This window comes from Erwinia sp. LJJL01 (assembly GCF_047300805.2).
Taxonomy (GTDB): domain Bacteria; phylum Pseudomonadota; class Gammaproteobacteria; order Enterobacterales; family Enterobacteriaceae; genus Erwinia; species Erwinia aphidicola.
Genome location: NZ_CP178576.1, coordinates 1,789,448 through 1,807,327 on the forward strand (window position 1 = coordinate 1,789,448; position 17,880 = coordinate 1,807,327).

The window sequence follows — 17,880 nt, forward strand, 5'->3', positions numbered from 1 at the left end:
GAAAGGGTTTGAGCAACTTAAATTATCAAAAAAGATTAATGCGGACGCTTAATACCCTCTTTTAAATAGATAGAGTACTAGTGAGTCTGTTGATTGCAGCTAATAAGTGTAAAGTAAGAATAAATGATCATAAGGATCAATTTATTTTATTGATACACTAACACTTAACGACAGAAGCCCAGAGCGCTAAAAAACCTATCACCATGATTTTTAATCATAAAAAACCTTAAATGCTCATTATCAGCTGATTATAAATGCAACATAAATGCCGATTTAACAGCTATAAATGTCGCTATGAATTTTTTAATAGATGACCAGCCCATTATTTCCATGTTTAAAATAAATCGCCCGGTCTATCTGTAGCACATTTAATCAAAGGCAGTAAAAAGGCGTGCGGGAATATATTTTCAACCCTTCAAATAATTAAAATACTCCAGAAAAAAATCGCAATTCATCCAGCAAAGTTATTCTTTTTGAAAATTTCACAAAGAATTAATAAAAGGTTCATTCAGCTTCGCTAGCTTAGTTCACCTTTAGGGAACCAGGCACAGAAGCGGCATCACCACATGAACTCATTTGAAGCCCACCCTCACCCACTCTCGGCGCTGCAGCAGCAGGCGCTCGGCTGCGTCGCGGCGCTCTACCGCCCGCCGCAGCTGAATGCGGTTACGCCGCTGGACGCCACGCTGCGCTTTGGCCTGATCGCCGACCCGCAGTACGCCGACGTCGATGCCGACGTGCCGAAGAACCTCTATTACCGCCACGCGCTGCACAAGCTGCCGCAGGCGATAGATGCGCTGAACCAGCAGCCGCTCGATTTCGTCGTGACGCTCGGTGACCTGGTGGACCGCCACTGGTCCAGCTACCAGGCGATTCTGCCGCTGTATGAAACCCTGCTTCATCCGCATGCGATGGTGATTGGCAACCATGATGCGCGCGCGATCTCCGACCGCCTGAGCGGCGCGCATACGCCGCCCGCCGGGCTGCCGAAAAGCTACTATCAGTTCCGCCTCGCCGGGTTCCGCTTTATCGTCTTTGATGGCAATGACATCAGCCTGTACTGCAATCAGGGCAACGGCGACGAGCGGCATCAGGCCGAAGCGCAGCTCGCCGATCTGCTGGCGCGCAACCAGCCGCAGGCTAAACCGTGGAACGGCGCGGTGGGTGCGCAGCAGATGGCGTGGATTGAGCAGCAGCTGATTGCTGCTGAGCAGCATGCAGAAACGGTGGTGGTATTCGGCCACTATCCGCTGGCGCCACACAACAGCCATAACCTGTGGAACGGCGGCGAACTTGCCGCGCTGCTGTGCCGCTACCGGGTGCGCGCCTGCTTTAGCGGCCACGACCATCGCGGTGGCTATGCGCGCATCGGCAATACCGATTTTATCACCCTGAAAGGGATGCTCGACGGCGCCGATAGCGTGCCGTTCGCGGTGGTGGAGCTGCTGGATGGCGTGCTGCGGGTGAAAGGTTACGGCGGGGAAGTGAGCCGGATTCTGGCGGCGGATTCAATCACATCGGGTCAGACATCCTGACCCGATGTGGGGATTGCTACAAACGATCCTTAAAGAAGGCAGCCAGCTTAGCGAACGGGATCAGATCGGTACGATCGTAGAGATCGACATGCCCGGCATTCGGCACGATCACCAGCTCTTTCGGCTGGCCCGCCAGTTGGTAAGCCCGCTCACTGAACTCCTTCGAATGCGCCGCATCGCCGGTGATAAACAGCATCGGACGCGGAGAGATGGTTTCGATATCGTTGAGCGGATAGAAATTCATAAACTTCACGTTGCTGGTCAGCGTGGGATGCGTGGTCAGCAATGGGGAAGAACCTTTCGGGGTAAACTCCCCGCGCGGCGTACGGTAGAAATCATAAAACTCTTTTTCAATCGCGGACGAGTTTGCATCAATTTTATGCACGGTGCCGCTGGTGTATTTTGTTTCACCGCCGGCGAACTCCACGTCGCGCTGGGCGGCCGCTTCGGCGATAATTTTTTTACGCTGCTCCAGCGTTAGCGAGTGATTAAGCCCGCTGCGGTTCGCGGCACCCATATCGTACATGCTGACGGTGGCGATCGCTTTCATGCGCGGGTCGATCTTCGCGGCGCTGATCGCGAAGCTGCCGCTGCCGCAAATCCCCAGCACGCCAATACGCCGGCGGTCAACGAAGGAACGCGTGCCCAGATAGTCCACTGCCGCGCTGAAAGACTCGGCGTAGATATCCGGCGCCACTGCATTACGCGGCTGGCCGGCGCTCTCGCCCCAGAAAGAGACATCAATCGCCAGCGTGACAAATCCCTGCTCCGCCAGCTTCTGCGCATACAGGCTGGCGCTCTGCTCTTTCACCGCGCCCATCGGGTGGCCGACAATTATCGCCGCATGCTTATCATTCTGATCCATGCCTTTCGGCGTAAACAGATAGCCGGTGACGTCCATCTGATACTGATTTTTGAACGTGACTTTCTGCCGGGTGAGCTCTTTACTCTGATAAAAATTATCCGCGCCGCGCGACATATCGGCGGAGCTGGCGGCAAACGCGCTAATTAACAGCCCTAACAGCATGGCAAATCTTCTCATGGTCAGTCCTCAGTGGGGTTTAGTTATCTTTGCGCGAGGCCAGCAGGGCCAGCAGGGCTGCCGCCAGCAGCAGCAGCGCGCTAATCGTGAAGGTGCTGTGGTAGCCGCGGTGGTCAAAGGCCAGCCCGCCGACCGTGGAACCCAGCGCGATAGAGAGCTGCACCACGGCGACCATCAGCCCGCCACCCGCTTCCGCATCCTCGGGTAACGTGCGGGCGACCCAGGTCCACCACCCGGTCGGTGCGGCGGTAGCAACCAGCCCCCAGAACCCCAGCAGTGCGGCAACTGTCCACAGCTGATGGGCGAAGAGCATCAGCGCTATCGCGGTCGCGGCCATCAGCAGGGGAATGGCGATCAGCGTGGGATACAGTCCCAGGGTTAACAACCTGGCGATCGCCAGCGTTCCCACCAGCCCCATCACGCCGATAGCCAGCAGGATCAGCGACAGCGTGGAGACCTCAACTTTGGTGACGGTTTCAAGGAACGGGCGCAGGTAGGTAAACAGCGCGAACTGCCCCATAAAGAACAGGCCGCAGGCCGCTATCCCCAACGCCACTAGCGGGTTCGCCAGCAGGCGAAAAACGTTGCCGCTGCGCGCTGCGCGGCTGTCGGTGTGCATTGCCGGCAGCGTGAACCACTGCCAGATAAAGGCAATCAGCGCCACCGGCACCAGGCAGAGGAACGCGCCGCGCCAGCCGATCACCGCGCCCAGATAGCTGCCAAGCGGGGCGGCAATAACGGTAGCCAGCGCGTTGCCGCCGTTAAAAATCGCCAGCGCGCGCGGCACCTGCTGCGCGGGCACCAGGCGGATGGCGGTAGCGGCAGAGAGTGACCAGAAGCCGCCGATAGCCACGCCAATCAGCGCGCGGCCTGCCATATAGCCCGGATAGCTGGCCGCCAGCGCGATGGTCGCGCCGGAAATCGCCATCAGCGCGGTCATCGCCAGCAGGAGCGTTTTACGGTTGAGATTGCCCGCCAGCGCCGGGATCAGCAGGCTGGCCAGAAGGGCAAAAGCCCCGGAGATAGCAATACCCTGCCCTGCCAGCCCTTCACTGACGCCGAGGTCACGCGCTACCGGCGTCAGCAGGCTGACCGGCATAAATTCGGACGCCACCAGGGCAAACACGCACAGCGTCATCGCCAGTACCCCGCCCCAGTGGGCGGCAGCCTGCTGTGCCCTGCTATCGCTCATGGTCATCACACTGTTTCCTTATCATTGCGCCGCGCGTGGCTGCGCTAGCGCCAGTTTCTGGGTGAAAATTCTACACGCGTGAAGTATGCTGACTAGCTAATCAATACTTAATAGCTTAATAAGCTGAGCTAATTAATCAGGGCGAAACAGGGCGATGAAGCGTAACCTCAATGATTTAATCTCGTTCGTCAGCGTGGCGCGCGAGGGCAGCTTTACCCGCGCGGCTGCCCACCTTGGCGTCACGCAGTCGGCGCTGAGCCAGGCCATTTCCGGGCTGGAGAACCGCATGCAGATCCGCCTGCTGACGCGCACCACGCGCAGCGTCTCCCTGACCGCTGCCGGTGAACGACTGCTGCTGGCGATTGGCAACCGCTTTGACGAAATTGAAGCCGAGCTGGATATGCTGACCGAGCTGCGCGATAAGCCCGCCGGAACGGTGCGCATCACCTGCGGCCCCAACGTGCTGCACACCACGCTGCTGCCGAAGCTGACGCCCCTGCTGCTGGAATACCCTGATATCAAACTGGAATTTGATGCCAACCACGGCTTTCGCAACATCGTGACCGACCGTTATGACGCGGGCGTGCGGCTGGGGGATACCATCGATAAGGATATGATCGCCGTGCCGATTGGCCCGCAGTTGCGCATGGCAGCGGTGGCTGCGCCGCACTATTTTGCCCGCCACGCCCCGCCGCAGTCGCCGCAGGACTTGGTGCGCCATAACTGCATCAATATGCGCATGACCAGCTCGGGCGGCCTGTACGTCTGGGAGTTTGACGATGCAGAGGGACCGGTCAACGTGCGCGTGGAGGGCCAGCTGACGTTTAATACTTCAGCGCATATGGTCGACGCCGCGCTCGCCGGGCTGGGCATCGCCTTTCTGCCGGAGGAGGAGTTTGCGCCGCATATTGCCGAAGGCCGCTTAGTGCGCGTGCTGGAAGAGTGGTGCCACCCTTTTCCCGGCTATTACCTCTACTACCCCAGCAGAAAGCAGCCCTCCCCGGCCTTTAAGCTGGTGTTAGAGGCGCTGCGGGAGTAGCGGCATGCTGGTTTTGCCGGGAAAAAAAGTCGCCCCCGACAGCAAAGGCATTAACGGTAGGGGCTGGGCATGCCCAGCCCGGTTCAGGCATGCCTGAACCCAACTGAAGACTGTCAGCCTGGCTTACAGGTCGCGCTGACTGGCTGTTCGAGTTGCTAAACGAGCTTGGGAGAATGATTTGGCGGAGATCACCGGAGTGATAAAAACAATGTAGCCTCATGTTTTTATTGTGATTTTCATAAAGAAAAAATAATTTTATACACAAGCAATCTGGGTGAGAACATTCTTCTGAGTAAAATATTGAACTGTAGTGGTTAACAAAAACTGGCCACGGCTTTAAACTTTCGCGTTTAAAGACTCATTCTTTTTTTCGGCAAAGGTATTTACCTTTAATTACACCATCAAAAAAACGGCCTTTGGATTTTGCCGTTATGAAGTCATTATGAGTTTTTTCAGACACTTTAATGAACTGATAGGTCAATGAATCAACAAAAGCCACCTCCAGCACTTTTTCTAATGAAAAATAACTGATGGATGTGATTCTTGATGATATGACTGTCTGAAAGTGCATATTATTCCCTCGTTGTAAACCCTTAGTACACCCATAGATGTCTTTAACAGCTTAAATGGAGTCCTATTATTCACTCTGACCGCAAAGTCATGTGAGACACTGCGGCCACTATACCACTGGCGATTTTAGCCTGATCGGGCACAGAAAGACTTACTGTGAACGTTACTGATAACTGCTTATTCTGAAAAACATGCGCACCGGTTGACCTGTGAATCATGAATATTATTATCTCTCAGGCATATTAAAAACACTAAGGGAGGGCAGGTGTTGGGCTGGAAATTACTAATCGGCTTTCTTACTGTCGCCATCGTTGGTTTTGCACTATTTGGTTTCGCTCTTTCACTCCAGCAGTTGAAGTAAAACGACGACCATCCTCTGAGCTACCCTGCCTGAAACGTAAAAAACCCGCTCAGGGCGGGTTTTTATCACGTTCACTTATCTGCTCAGGCTGATGCCGTCATCGCTGTCGTAAGTGTTCATGTCATTATCAGCTATTACAGCGTGATAACGTTAGCAGCTGCCGGACCTTTGGCACCATTCTCAATCGAGAACTCAACCTTCTGCCCTTCGTCCAGCGTTTTGTAATCGTTACTCTGGATAGCTGAGAAATGTACGAATACATCTTTGCTGCCATCTGCTGGCGTAATGAAGCCGAAGCCTTTTTCAGAGTTAAACCATTTTACTAAACCAGTCATTTTATTAGACATAGATACTTCCTTAAATTTTAAATTTTCTAGAGCCACATAGGGTGGCAAACATGGCCTGCTTGCAGATGAGGACTTATTGGGCACTTAGGAGGAGGCTCATGCAGAAGAGTATCTAAGGATAACGCTTGAAATGAGGACTGCTTTACTAAAACTGCTTTCATAAGGTCTGTATGACAAACCGAGGAGGCATAGTGGACTCTTATGGGGAAATAATCAAGATTAGTTTTGTCAATGATTTGCGGGAAAAGCTTACAATTCAACGGAGGGAGTCATCTTAAAAGCCCTGCCCGTTGCAGCCAGGGCTTTTAAGGTACTACAGACTTCAGATTTAACATTAATGGACTTATTAGAGTGATACTACTATTAATACTGCTTTTAAATGTACCCGTTAACTACGGATAATACAGGGTGTTAATACGAAAAGAACTCCCTCTATTTATCTCGTTATACGCCTGTCTGCGCTTTTAAAATCCCAGCGTGACAACCCAAACAAGCACATCCCCCATCGCGACATAGACTCTTTGATGCGCTGCCCTTTGCCGGCATGGTTACAATAAATACACAAAACCACCCGCATGAACTCAAAAACAAGGCATTACATCGTCGCGCTAACACTACCATTTTGCGCACCAGCACAAACACTACAAGGCCTGAAAGCGAACTACATCCCAAACAACAAACTTCGTGGCCTGTAAAGCAAAATGGGTTTCAAAATACTTCTTACTATTCACTAAGTTACTAACAACTTTTATCGTGCTGTTTGGTATTAATTTACTCATTTAAGATTTGAGGTCAATACTGTTATTTAAAACATGTTTTTATTTACAGCGATAGTGACTGTGCTACCTCACGCTATTCATTGTAACAACCTGCTAGCGGGATGGTGCTGGTAGGTAAGAAAGCACCCCATATCATGACGATTCGACCAGAGAAAATGTTCCCCCCCCTACAGGAAAGATGACAACGGTAGGGGCTGGGCATGCCCAGCCCGGTTCAGGCATGCCTGAACCCTACGAAGGGCGGCTCACGGGGTTGTGCTTATTGCCCAATTCCTAAAGAGAGAGGTTTTGTGGCTGACTTTCCAGACGCCTTAAGTCTGAACTTGTAAGCGTAACTTACAGGCTGCTCTGGCTGGCTGTTCGATTGCTAGTTGAGCCTGGGAGTAGGATTTGGCGGAAGATCACAGGAGTCGAACCTGCCCGGGACCGCTGGCGGCCCCAACTGGATTTGAAGTCCAGCCGCCTCACCGGAGACGACGATCTTCCCTTTTGCAGAGGCGGCGAGTATATCACTGCCTTTGCCCCTGTGAAAACTACGGCTTTAGCCATCACACCTTATGTCCCTCCGCGACGGCGATCTGTCCTTTTTTGGCCTTCTTTCCTTGCTAATCCCCATTCATCATAGCGTTAATCCCCTTTAGCAGGAGTCCAGAAATGACTGATACCGTACTGTTAGTGATTGACGCGCAGCAATCCTTCTATCATCGTGGCTACAACGAGGCAGCAGAAACGCCAGCGTTTGAGCAGGCGCTAAGCACGCTGATTGCCGGCTGTCAGGCGAAAGGCATTCCGGTGGTGGATGTGTTCCATGTTGAAGACGAGGGCCCGTTCTCGTTGGATTCGGGCCTGGTGACGCGCCTGCCATTTATTACCCATGAAGCGACGGGCACCGTGCAGAAGCGCATCCATAACGCCCTGACCGACTCCGGCCTGATGACCTGGCTGGTGCAGAACCAGGTAAAGCACGTCATTATCAGCGGCCTGCGCACCGAGCAGTGCTGTGAAACCACGGCGCGCGTCGCCTCGGACTTCGGCTATCGCGTCACCTTCGTCACCGAAGCGACGCTGACTTTCCCCATTACCCATGACGGCATTACCCTGAGCATTGCAGATTTACGCCACCGCACCGAAAGCGTGCTGATCAACCGCTTTGCGCAAATCCGCACCGTTGAGGGCTGCCTGCAGGAGCTTGCATAACATGACTATCCCGGTGTGGTTTATCACCCTGCCCGGCGTGATGGCGCTGGATCTCACCGGCCCGGCGGAGACGCTGAAGCTGGCGCGAGATGCCTTTTCCCTGCGCTATATCGGCCCCGACGAAAGCGTGCTGATGTCGACCGATATGCTGGTCAGCCGTATTGAACCGCTGCCGGAGTCGCTGCCGGACGGCAGCCTGCTGGTGCTGCCCGGCGTTAGCGACTCAAAGGTGTGGTTTGATACGCCGCAGGCGATGGCGGTGCGCAACTGGCTGATGCGCATGCAGCCCGCGATCCACGCGCGTAAAATCACCCTGGTGTGCGTCTGTTCCGGGGCGCTGCTGGCGGCGAAAGCCGGGTTGATGAAAGGGGTGAGCTGCACCACGCATCACGAGGTGATCGAGCGGCTGAAAGCGGCAGAACCCGCTGCATTGGTGAAAGAAAACCGTATTTTCGTTGAAGATCGCGGCATCTGGACCAGCGCGGGCATTACCGCGGGCATCGATTTATGCCTGCATCTGATCGGTCATCTGTGCGGTTCGCAGGTGGCGCTGGATGTGGCGCGGGAAATGGTGGTCTATTTTCGTCGTTCGGGCGAGGATCCGCAGCTGTCACCGTGGCTGCGCCACCGCAACCATATCCACCCGGCGATCCACCGCGTGCAGGATCTGCTGACGCTGCAGCCGGAGCAGGAGTGGCCGCTGGAGGAGATTGCCGCCCGGGTCCACGTCAGCTCGCGCCACCTGACGCGCCTGTTCCGCCAGCATCTTGGCATTAGCGTGCGCGACTACCACGAGCAGCTGCGCCTGACGATTGCCCGGCAGCGGCTGCACAGCGGGGAAAACAGCGAACGCGCCGCCCTCTCCGCTGGCTTCTCCTCGTCACGCCAGTTACGCCGCGCGCTGCAGCGCTGGCAGGAGTGAAGTCACCCCCCGCGATTTCAATTTGCTGAATTACTGTGCTAGTGTTACCTGTAACATTGTCACAGTCTGTTTCAGATTAAGGATAAGGTTTGCCGATAAAAAACGATCAACAATTATACTGGCTGCACCTCGGGGCGGGGGCTTTTCACCGCGCACATCAGAGCTGGTATCTTAATCAACTTCACCAGCAGGGCGACCGCAGCTGGGCCCTCTGCCTCGCCAATATTCGCAACAGCAGCACTCAGCAAACCCTGCAACAGCTCTCCCGTCAGCAGGGGCGTTATACGCTGGAAATTATCTCACCGGATGGGGAAAAACAGTATCAGTCGATAGAGGCGATCGGCGAGGTGATTTTATGGGATAGCGAGCTGCAGTCGCTGGTTGCCCGCGGTGCCGATCCCCGCACCAGAATCATCTCTTTCACCGTTACCGAGGGCGGCTATTTCCTCAATGAGGACGGTCATCTTGACCTGACACACCCGGCGATTGCCGCCGATCTCGCGCAGCAGCAGGAGACCAGCACGCTGTATGGTGCGTTAGTCAAAATCCTGCAGCAGCGTATGGACGATAACAGCGGTGCCGTCACCCTGCTGAACTGCGATAACCTGCGCAATAACGGCGACAGCGTGGCGCGCGGACTGCGCGAATTCGTCGCCGCACAGGGTAATCAGCCGCTGCTGGCGTGGATTGAGCGCAATACCTCCGCGCCCAACGGCATGGTGGACCGCATTACGCCAAAATTTGATGAGGCGATCTTCACGCGGCTGGCACAGCAGGGTATTACTGACGACCGTGCGCCGCTCTCCTGCGAGTCCTTTAGCCAGTGGGTGCTGGAAGATAACTTTATTGCCGGGCGCCCCGCGCTGGAGCGTGCAGGGGTGGAGTTTGTCAGCTGCGTCACGCCGTATGAAGAGGCAAAAATCCGCGTGCTCAATGCCAGCCACAGCGGCATTGCCTGGGCAGGGGCGCTGTTGGGTAAACAGTACATTGATCAGAGCCTGCAGCCGGTTATCAGCCAGTGGATGCGCGATTATGTGCAGCAGGATGTCGCCGCCGCGCTGGGCGAGACTCAGGTCGATCTGGCGCTTTATTGTGATACCACGCTAAACCGCTTTAGCAATCAGTGGGTGCGCGATACGACCCAGCGCGTTTCGTCGGACAGCATCGCTAAACTGCAGCAGTTTATCGTGCCGACGCTGAAAGCCCGCTATCAGCAGCAGAGCTCGCCGCACGCCGCGCTGATCCTGCCGGCGCTGCTGTTCCGCTTTATGCAGCTGCGCCAGCGCGGCGAGCTGCCGTTTGAGTATCAGGATCGCGCCCTTGATGAGGTGCCGTTTGATGCGATCTTCGCCAGCGACGATCCGCTACAGGCATTTATCCAGGAGAAAACGCTGTTTGGTTCACTGGCCGCCATCCCACAGTTCGCGCAGGATATGCGCCGGGCGCTGGAGCGGGTCGACAGTGGCTTACAGCAGACACGAGGTCAGTCATGAAAAATCTGTTAATTGTTGCCGCCACCATTGCGCTGGCGCTGTTATCCATCATCTTTCTGTCGCCGTGGCCGGTCTGGCTCGGCACGCTGGCCGCGTGGGTGACGACCGGCTCGTTCTGCCTGCAGGTGATGCATATCGTCAAAAATAAAGACACCAGCGGCCTGTCGCTGGGGATGTGGGCGGCGCTGTTCTTCGGCGTCTCCTGCTGGACCTGGTACGGTCACCGTATGCACGATGTGCCGGTGATGGCCGCCAACGGCATTACCGCCCTGCTGGCGCTGACGGTGATCCTGCTCAAGCTGTGGCACGAGCGCCCGATGCCCAACCCTAACCGCCGCAGGCTGGTGCGCATGCCGGGGGTGATCCTCAACCCGCGTATCCGCCGCCTGCGCCCGTTAAAAGTGGCGCGCAGCGAGCGCAAAAAGGGTCAGCTCACCAAGTGACGCTGATCGATGCGCCGCAGGCTGATAGCCAGCAGCAGGCTACCGGCCAGGGTAACACCGAACACCAGCGGGATGTCGATCAGCGGGTGGTCGGTGTTATCGAGATGATGGGTGCGCATAAAGTGGATAAACAGCGCATGGAAGCCATAGATCGGTAGCGAGTTACGCGCAATCAGCGCAAAGAACGGATTGACGCGATGGTTCATGGTGTTTTTAAACAGCACCAGCAGGCTGACGGCGGCGATAAACACCGCCGGGCCGCAGTAGAGATACCAGGTATCGGCAAACGCGCCGTTAATCGCGAACTGCCGTTTAGTGCCGAAGGCAATCAGCGCCACGCAGGCGATAAAACTCCCCCCCGCCAGCCAGCTGACGCCGCGCTTTTGCGTGTCCATGGTGCCGATCGCCCGGCCAAGCAGCGCGTACAGCAGGTAATAAATCGTATCGCCATTGATATACAGATTGATCGGCAGCCAGTGGAAGCGGGCGATCGAGCTGTCAACGGTGTTCGGGTTCGCCAGCAGCGCCAGCACCAGCGTGGCGATAGCCAGATAGCGGGCGCTGACCGCTTTAACCTGAATCAGAGGGGAAAACAGGTAGATAGCGATGATCGCGAAGAAGAACCACAGGTGGTAGAACACCGGCTTCTGCAGCAGATGTTTCACCGACATCGCCTCATTGATCGGCGTCAGCAGCGTGACATAAACCAGCGCCACCGCGCTGTAAAACAGCAGGCACAGCACAATGCGCAGAAAGTGGCGCCGCTCGGCGCTGCGCTCGCCGAAGAACAGGTAGCCGGAGATCATAAAGAAGATCGGCACGCACACGCGCGACGCTGAGTTGAGCAGGTTGGAGAGGTCCCAGCTGTGTTCTCCTACCGACATCCCGGTGGTGACGTACCAGGTGGTGGTGTGGATCATAATCACCATCAGGCAGGCAACCGCGCGTAAATTATCTATCCAGCCAATCTTTTGCGACATTTCGTCCTCATTTCCCGGCAAAGTCTGCATCAATGCGAGATTGAGGGTAGCCAGGTGGCTGCGCTTCAACAACCCGGCCAAAGGAAAATTCAGAACAGGATGAACCGATTTATGGCGCAGCGGTGAAATATCCCTGAATGAATCCTTCTGTGCCTTTTGGTAATAGGCCCGGTCAAAGGGTATACTGGCGCCCACTTTTTATCACCACTCGTATCGCGTGCGAAATCATCATGCAAAAGTTTGATACCAAGACCTTTCAGGGCCTGATCCTGACCTTACAGGATTACTGGGCGCGCCAGGGCTGCACCATCATCCAGCCGCTGGATATGGAAGTGGGCGCGGGCACCTCCCATCCCATGACCTGCCTGCGTGCGCTCGGTCCCGAGCCGACGGCGGTTGCCTACGTGCAGCCTTCGCGCCGCCCGACCGATGGCCGCTACGGCGAAAACCCGAACCGCCTGCAGCACTACTACCAGTTCCAGGTGATCATCAAGCCATCGCCGGACAATATTCAGGAGCTGTACCTCGGTTCATTAAAAGAGCTGGGCATGGATCCGACCATTCACGATATCCGCTTCGTGGAAGACAACTGGGAAAACCCCACCCTGGGCGCCTGGGGTCTGGGCTGGGAAGTGTGGCTGAACGGCATGGAAGTGACGCAGTTCACCTACTTCCAGCAGGTTGGCGGCCTGGAGTGTAAGCCGGTAACCGGCGAGATCACTTACGGTCTGGAGCGCCTGGCGATGTATATCCAGGGCGTCGACAGCGTGTACGATCTGGTGTGGAGCGACGGTCCGCTGGGTAAAACCACCTACGGCGACGTGTTCCATCAGAACGAAGTAGAGCAGTCCACCTACAACTTCGAATACGCCGATGTCGACTTCCTGTTTACCTGCTTCGAGCAGTACGAGAAAGAGGCGCAAAGCCTGCTGGCGCTGGAAAAACCGCTGCCGCTGCCGGCCTACGAACGTATTCTGAAAGCTGCACACAGCTTTAACCTGCTGGATGCGCGTAAAGCGATCTCCGTCACCGAGCGCCAGCGCTATATTCTGCGCATCCGCACCCTGACGAAAGCCGTGGCTGAAGCCTACTATGCCTCCCGCGAGGCACTTGGCTTCCCGATGTGCAATAACAAGAAATAAGAGGCAGCCATGACTGATAAAACTTTTCTGGTGGAAATTGGCACCGAAGAACTGCCTCCGAAAGCGCTGCGCAGCCTTGCCGAGTCATTCGCTGCCAACGTCACCGCCGAGCTGGATGCTGCGGGCCTGGCCCACGGTGAAGTGAGCTGGTTCGCGGCTCCGCGCCGTCTGGCGCTGAAAGTCGCTAATCTGAGTGCCGCGCAGCCGGATCGTGAAGTCGAAAAACGTGGCCCGGCAATCCAGGCGGCATTCGACGCCAACGGCGTGGCTACCAAAGCGGCCGAAGGCTGGGCGCGCGGCTGCGGCATCACCGTTGACCAGGCCGAGCGTCTGAGCACCGATAAAGGCGAGTGGCTGATGTACCGCGCACAGGTGACGGGCGAAAGCGCCCAGGCTCTGCTGCCGGCGATGATTGCCACCTCCCTCGCTAAGCTGCCAATCCCGAAACTGATGCGCTGGGGTGCTTCCGAAGTGCAGTTCGTGCGCCCGGTCCACACCGTCACGCTGCTGCTGGGCGATGAGCTGATCCCGGCGAAAATCCTCGGTATCGACTCTGCCCGCACCATTCGCGGCCACCGCTTTATGGGTGAGCCGGAGTTCACCATCGATAACGCCGACCAGTATCCGCAGATCCTGGTCGAGCGCGGCAAGGTGCAGCCGGACTTCGAAGCGCGTAAAGCGATGATCAAAGCCGGTGCGGAACAAGCCGCCGCGCAGATTGGCGGCGTTGCCGACCTGAGCGAAAGCCTGCTGGAAGAGGTGACCTCGCTGGTTGAGTGGCCGGTCGTGCTGACGGCGAAGTTTGAAGAGAAGTTCCTCGCGGTTCCGGCGGAAGCGCTGGTCTACACCATGAAGGGCGACCAGAAGTACTTCCCGGTGTACGACAACGCGGGCAAGCTGCTGCCGAACTTTATCTTCGTCACCAACATCGAGTCGAAAGATCCGCAGCAGATTATCTCCGGTAACGAGAAAGTGGTGCGTCCGCGCCTCGCCGACGCCGAGTTCTTCTTCAACAGCGACCGTAAGCGCCGCCTGGAAGATAACCTGCCGCGTCTCGAGACCGTGCTGTTCCAGAAAGAGCTGGGTACCCTGCGCGATAAGACCGACCGCATTCAGGCGCTGGCGGGCTGGATCGCCGCTCAGATTGGCGCAGATGTGAATCACGCCACCCGTGCTGGCCTGCTCTCCAAGTGCGACCTGATGACCAATATGGTGTTTGAGTTCACCGACACTCAGGGCGTGATGGGCATGCACTACGCGCGTCACGACGGCGAAGCCGAAGACGTGGCGGTGGCGCTGAACGAGCAGTATCAGCCGCGCTTTGCCGGTGACGATCTGCCGTCTAACCCGGTAGCCTGTGCACTGGCGATTGCCGATAAGATGGATACTCTGGCGGGCATCTTCGGGATTGGTCAGCATCCGAAAGGCGATAAAGACCCGTTCGCACTGCGCCGCGCCGCGCTGGGCGTGCTGCGTATTATCGTTGAAAAGAACCTGCCTCTCGACCTGCAGACCCTGACGGAAGAAGCCGTGCGGCTGTACGGCAGCAAGCTGTCGAACGCCAAAGCGGTGGATGAAGTGATCGACTTTATGCTCGGTCGTTTCCGCACCTGGTATCAGGAAGAGGGCCACAGCGTGGATACTATCCAGGCCGTGCTGGCCCGTCGCCCGACCCGCCCTGCGGACTTCAATGCCCGCATGCGAGCGGTGTCTCACTTCCGCACGCTGGATGAGGCAGCCAGCCTGGCGGCCGCCAACAAGCGCGTCTCCAACATTCTGGCGAAGGCCACCGAGCCGCTGAACGACAGCGTGCAGGCATCGCTGCTGAAAGAGAATGAAGAGATTAAGCTGGCGACCTACGTCTCCGCGCTGAGCAGCAAACTGGCACCGTTCTTTGCCGAAGGCCGTTACCAGGATGCGCTGATCGAGCTGGCGCAGCTGCGTGAAGCGGTGGATAACTTCTTTGATAAGGTGATGGTGAATGCCGAAGAGAAAGAAGTGCGTATCAACCGTCTGACGCTGCTGGCGAAACTGCGCGAGCTGTTCCTGCAGGTGGCGGATATCTCGCTGCTGCAGTAACCTTTGCGGGCGGACCGGAAAAGAGGGTCCGCCCCTACAAAGATCACCACGTAGGGGGCGACCTTCTTTTTCGGTCGCCCCGTGTTGAGGGTTTGCACCGGCCGTAATGAAGACCTTCTTTTTCGGTCGCCCCGCGTTCCGTTCATCCCGTTTTACAATTCCTCCTTGCCCCTGGCGGCTCATTTCCCTACCCTGTGCGGTTTTTGCAAACCAGATAGACACTATGCAATCCTCTGGATTCGCTGCCAAAGCAGCTAACACCCCGCTGGAACCCTTCGAATTCACCCGCCGCGATGTCCAGCCTGGCGACGTGCTGATCGACATTCACTACTGCGGCGTCTGCCATTCTGACCTGCATATGGCGCGTAACGAGTGGGGCGTCAGCCAGTTCCCGCTGGTGCCGGGGCATGAGATCGTCGGGCGCGTCATCAGCACCGGCAGCGCGGTCAGCCACGTGAAAGCGGGCGATCTGGTCGGCGTCGGCGTGATGGTCGACTCCTGCGGCCACTGCTCGCAGTGCCACCGCGGTGAGGAGCAGTATTGCGAAGCAGGCTTTACCGCGACCTATAACGGCGAAGAGAAAATCATCGGCGGCAAAACCTTCGGTGGCTATGCCGATAACATCGTCGTCGACGGCAAATTCGTGGTCAGCGTGCCGGAAAACCTCGAGCTGAGCGCCGTGGCGCCGCTGCTGTGCGCGGGCGTGACCACCTGGTCGCCGCTGAAGCACTGGAACATCCAGCCGGGCCAGCGCGTTGGGGTGATCGGCCTGGGTGGCCTTGGCCATATGGCGGTTAAGCTGGCGCACGCGCTGGGTGCGGAAGTGGTGCTGTTTACCACCTCTCCCGCGAAGGGCGCAGATGCGCTGCGCCTTGGGGCGACGCAGGTGGTGGTTTCCAAAGACGCAGAGCAGATGGCGAGCGTGGCGAACAGCCTGGATATGATCCTCGACTGCGTGGCCGCCCCGCACGACCTCGACCCTTACCTCAATGCGCTGAGAACCAACGGCCATCTGGTGCTGGTCGGCATTCCTGACGCACCGCACAAATCGCCGAACGTCACCCCTGTGGTATTTAAGCGCCTGAGCATTTCCGGCACTTCAATCGGCAGCATCAAAGAGACGCAGGAGATGCTCGATTTTTGCGGCCAGCATAATATCGTGTCCGAGGTGGAAGTGATCCGTCTTGATCAGGTCGAGCAGGCGTTTGAGCGCATGCTGAAGGGCGATGTGAAGTACCGTTTTGTCATTGATATGAAAGCCGGGAAGTAAGCCTTAAAAACCAAAAACCCGCCTCGGGGCGGGTTTCTTCTGCTAGCCCAGCAGCTGTCTGCCAAGGCAAGGATTCGAATGTAATAACTTCATTAATTTCTGTGCACTGCCTGATGGCCTGGTGCGGTTTGCCTCCCAGCTTTTCACCGACGAAACGCTCACGCCTAATGCCTGGGCAAACTCACCTATCTGCATGCCGGTAATTTCCCGAACGCGCTTAGGCTCGGGGAGATTCACCTCGCTTTTCGCTACGGGTGCGGCCTGCATCATCACTTCACGCGTTAACACTATCTGCTCCAGACTGGACAGCAGCTCCGACATAGGATCTTTCAACTCCATAAGCACTCCTCAAAAACTCACATCACGTGAACAACCAGAGGGGGGAGAACCTGAGTCTCAGGTTCTGAATGCTGGCATACAACAGCCGCTGGGGAGCTTTTAAGGCAGCACAGGGAAATGCCAGAGACTTAAGTATGGGATCAATTCTGTGAAGCGGAGCCATATTTTATGCTTATTTTTCAAACTTGCTTAAAATCAGCTAACTGGGGTCACAACAATCAGAAGAATCGCGCTATCCGCTATCCATCAAAAGTGAATTGGACTATTCTTTACCCAGAATTTATCTGTCAGCCAATTCGGTAAGTACTTGTTAACAGGAGTTAATTTTTTATGACTACAGGAACATCACGCATCTGGACGCGTCTGCTGGTGCCATTTATGGCACTGTTTCTGGTGTTGCAGCTAACCGGCTGTGGCGACAAAGAAGCCGATCAGCGTAAAGCCTTCATCGATTTTCTGCAAAATACCGCAATGCGCAGCGGTGAACACCTGCCGAGCCTGAGTGAAGATCAGAAGCAGAAATTTGGCGCTTACGTCAGCGACTACGCGATTATTTACGGCTTCTCCCAGCAGGTGAATAAAGCGGTCGATTCCGGCCTGAAGCCGGTGGTGGACGAACTGTCTGCTATCCGTACTCCGCAAGATTACCTGACGCGCCGCGACTCGCTGCGCCAAGCGAGCGGTTCACTGGGCGTGCTGGCCCAGCAGATCCAGGCCGCGAAGACGCAGGCCGACAGCAGCAAGGGTGCCCTTAAGCAGCCGGAAGAGCTGAAGACGGTGTATGACAACGTCTATAACAAAGTGGTGACTCAGCCTGCTGCTTCGCTGGCCCCGCTGTTACCGGCGCTGCAGACGCTGAGCCAGGACGCGGTACAGACGGGTGATTTCCTGCAGCAGCAGGGGACTCGCGTCAGCTTCAACGGCTCGACGGTACAGTTCCCGACGCAGGAGCAGGCCACGCAGTACAACACGTTGATGAGCAACCTGAGCGCGAATGCTCAGGCGCTGCCGCAGGCACAAAGTGCATTGCAGGGTGGTTTCCAGTAAGTCATTCGTCAGGGCCGGAGATCTTCGGCCCTTTCTCTCTCTTTCACGCCAATAATTAATTTCCTGCCGTAATTTTATTACATCAGAGTCGACCGGCAGATTG

General features: G+C 56.4%; 16 protein-coding genes and 1 tRNA gene. 10 read left to right on the plus strand and 7 right to left on the minus strand.

From position 1 onward, the window contains the following. Window positions 1–566 precede the first annotated feature (566 nt). Window positions 567–1,535 (plus strand): metallophosphoesterase, encoded by a 969-nt coding sequence (locus ACLI4M_RS09160; RefSeq protein ID WP_133622412.1) that lies wholly within the window; start codon window positions 567–569, stop codon window positions 1,533–1,535. 16 nt (window positions 1,536–1,551) lie between these two features. Here ACLI4M_RS09160 and ACLI4M_RS09165 read toward each other — a convergent pair whose 3' ends face one another. Then, window positions 1,552–2,577 (minus strand): alpha/beta hydrolase, encoded by a 1,026-nt coding sequence (locus ACLI4M_RS09165; protein WP_133622411.1) that lies wholly within the window; start codon window positions 2,575–2,577, stop codon window positions 1,552–1,554. A 19-nt stretch (window positions 2,578–2,596) separates the two neighbouring features. Next, on the minus strand, window positions 2,597–3,775 hold the full coding sequence (locus tag ACLI4M_RS09170; protein ID WP_336225999.1) for an MFS transporter: 1,179 nt from the start codon (window positions 3,773–3,775) through the stop codon (window positions 2,597–2,599). A gap of 148 nt (window positions 3,776–3,923) precedes the next feature. On the opposite strand from ACLI4M_RS09170, the gene ACLI4M_RS09175 reads away from it, so the two are divergent. After that, a complete protein-coding gene (locus tag ACLI4M_RS09175) occupies window positions 3,924–4,808 on the plus strand; it encodes a LysR family transcriptional regulator (RefSeq protein ID WP_133622410.1) in 885 nt (294 codons plus the stop codon). 358 nt (window positions 4,809–5,166) lie between these two features. Here ACLI4M_RS09175 and ACLI4M_RS09180 read toward each other — a convergent pair whose 3' ends face one another. From ACLI4M_RS09180 to ACLI4M_RS09190, 3 genes are all read right to left on the minus strand, one after another. Then, window positions 5,167–5,379, minus strand: coding sequence for a KTSC domain-containing protein (locus ACLI4M_RS09180; protein ID WP_133622409.1), 213 nt, complete (start codon window positions 5,377–5,379; stop codon window positions 5,167–5,169). A gap of 494 nt (window positions 5,380–5,873) precedes the next feature. Continuing rightward, window positions 5,874–6,086, minus strand: coding sequence for a cold shock protein CspG (cspG, locus tag ACLI4M_RS09185; RefSeq protein WP_048918687.1), 213 nt, complete (start codon window positions 6,084–6,086; stop codon window positions 5,874–5,876). A gap of 1,170 nt (window positions 6,087–7,256) precedes the next feature. Beyond that, window positions 7,257–7,351: transfer RNA gene (locus tag ACLI4M_RS09190), tRNA-Sec, on the minus strand. A gap of 168 nt (window positions 7,352–7,519) precedes the next feature. Here ACLI4M_RS09190 and ACLI4M_RS09195 point away from each other — a divergent pair. From ACLI4M_RS09195 to ACLI4M_RS09210, 4 genes are all read left to right on the plus strand, one after another. Continuing rightward, entirely contained in the window at window positions 7,520–8,062 is a 543-nt protein-coding gene (locus tag ACLI4M_RS09195) for an isochorismatase family protein (RefSeq protein ID WP_048917859.1), read from the plus strand. 1 nt (window position 8,063) lies between these two features. After that, entirely contained in the window at window positions 8,064–8,984 is a 921-nt protein-coding gene (locus tag ACLI4M_RS09200) for a GlxA family transcriptional regulator (RefSeq protein WP_133622408.1), read from the plus strand. Between the two features lie 89 nt (window positions 8,985–9,073). Beyond that, window positions 9,074–10,477 carry a D-arabinitol 4-dehydrogenase gene (dalD, locus tag ACLI4M_RS09205; protein WP_133622407.1) on the plus strand — a complete coding sequence of 468 codons (1,404 nt, stop codon included), beginning with the start codon at window positions 9,074–9,076 and terminating at the stop codon, window positions 10,475–10,477. Continuing rightward, window positions 10,474–10,920 (plus strand): SemiSWEET family sugar transporter, encoded by a 447-nt coding sequence (locus ACLI4M_RS09210; protein ID WP_048917862.1) that lies wholly within the window; start codon window positions 10,474–10,476, stop codon window positions 10,918–10,920. The genes dalD and ACLI4M_RS09210 overlap by 4 nt, the downstream gene beginning before the upstream one ends. Here ACLI4M_RS09210 and ACLI4M_RS09215 read toward each other — a convergent pair. Then, window positions 10,905–11,900 (minus strand): acyltransferase, encoded by a 996-nt coding sequence (locus tag ACLI4M_RS09215; RefSeq protein WP_133622406.1) that lies wholly within the window; start codon window positions 11,898–11,900, stop codon window positions 10,905–10,907. The genes ACLI4M_RS09210 and ACLI4M_RS09215 overlap by 16 nt on opposite strands. A gap of 230 nt (window positions 11,901–12,130) precedes the next feature. Here ACLI4M_RS09215 and glyQ point away from each other — a divergent pair, with 230 nt between their 5' ends. From glyQ to ACLI4M_RS09230, 3 genes are all read left to right on the plus strand, one after another. Further along, window positions 12,131–13,042 (plus strand): glycine--tRNA ligase subunit alpha, encoded by a 912-nt coding sequence (glyQ, locus tag ACLI4M_RS09220; protein WP_012443081.1) that lies wholly within the window; start codon window positions 12,131–12,133, stop codon window positions 13,040–13,042. 9 nt (window positions 13,043–13,051) lie between these two features. Next, on the plus strand, window positions 13,052–15,121 hold the full coding sequence (gene glyS, locus ACLI4M_RS09225; protein WP_133622405.1) for a glycine--tRNA ligase subunit beta: 2,070 nt from the start codon (window positions 13,052–13,054) through the stop codon (window positions 15,119–15,121). 223 nt (window positions 15,122–15,344) lie between these two features. After that, on the plus strand, window positions 15,345–16,391 hold the full coding sequence (locus ACLI4M_RS09230; RefSeq protein ID WP_133622404.1) for an NAD(P)-dependent alcohol dehydrogenase: 1,047 nt from the start codon (window positions 15,345–15,347) through the stop codon (window positions 16,389–16,391). Window positions 16,392–16,433: 42 nt separating this feature from the next. On the opposite strand, the gene ACLI4M_RS09235 is transcribed toward ACLI4M_RS09230, so the two are convergent. Further along, window positions 16,434–16,730 (minus strand): HTH-type transcriptional regulator, encoded by a 297-nt coding sequence (locus ACLI4M_RS09235; protein ID WP_048917866.1) that lies wholly within the window; start codon window positions 16,728–16,730, stop codon window positions 16,434–16,436. 330 nt (window positions 16,731–17,060) lie between these two features. Here ACLI4M_RS09235 and ACLI4M_RS09240 point away from each other — a divergent pair, with 330 nt between their 5' ends. Next, window positions 17,061–17,777, plus strand: a complete 717-nt coding sequence (locus ACLI4M_RS09240) for a DUF3053 domain-containing protein (RefSeq protein WP_048917867.1) — start codon at window positions 17,061–17,063, stop codon at window positions 17,775–17,777. The last annotated feature ends 103 nt before the right edge of the window (window positions 17,778–17,880 follow it).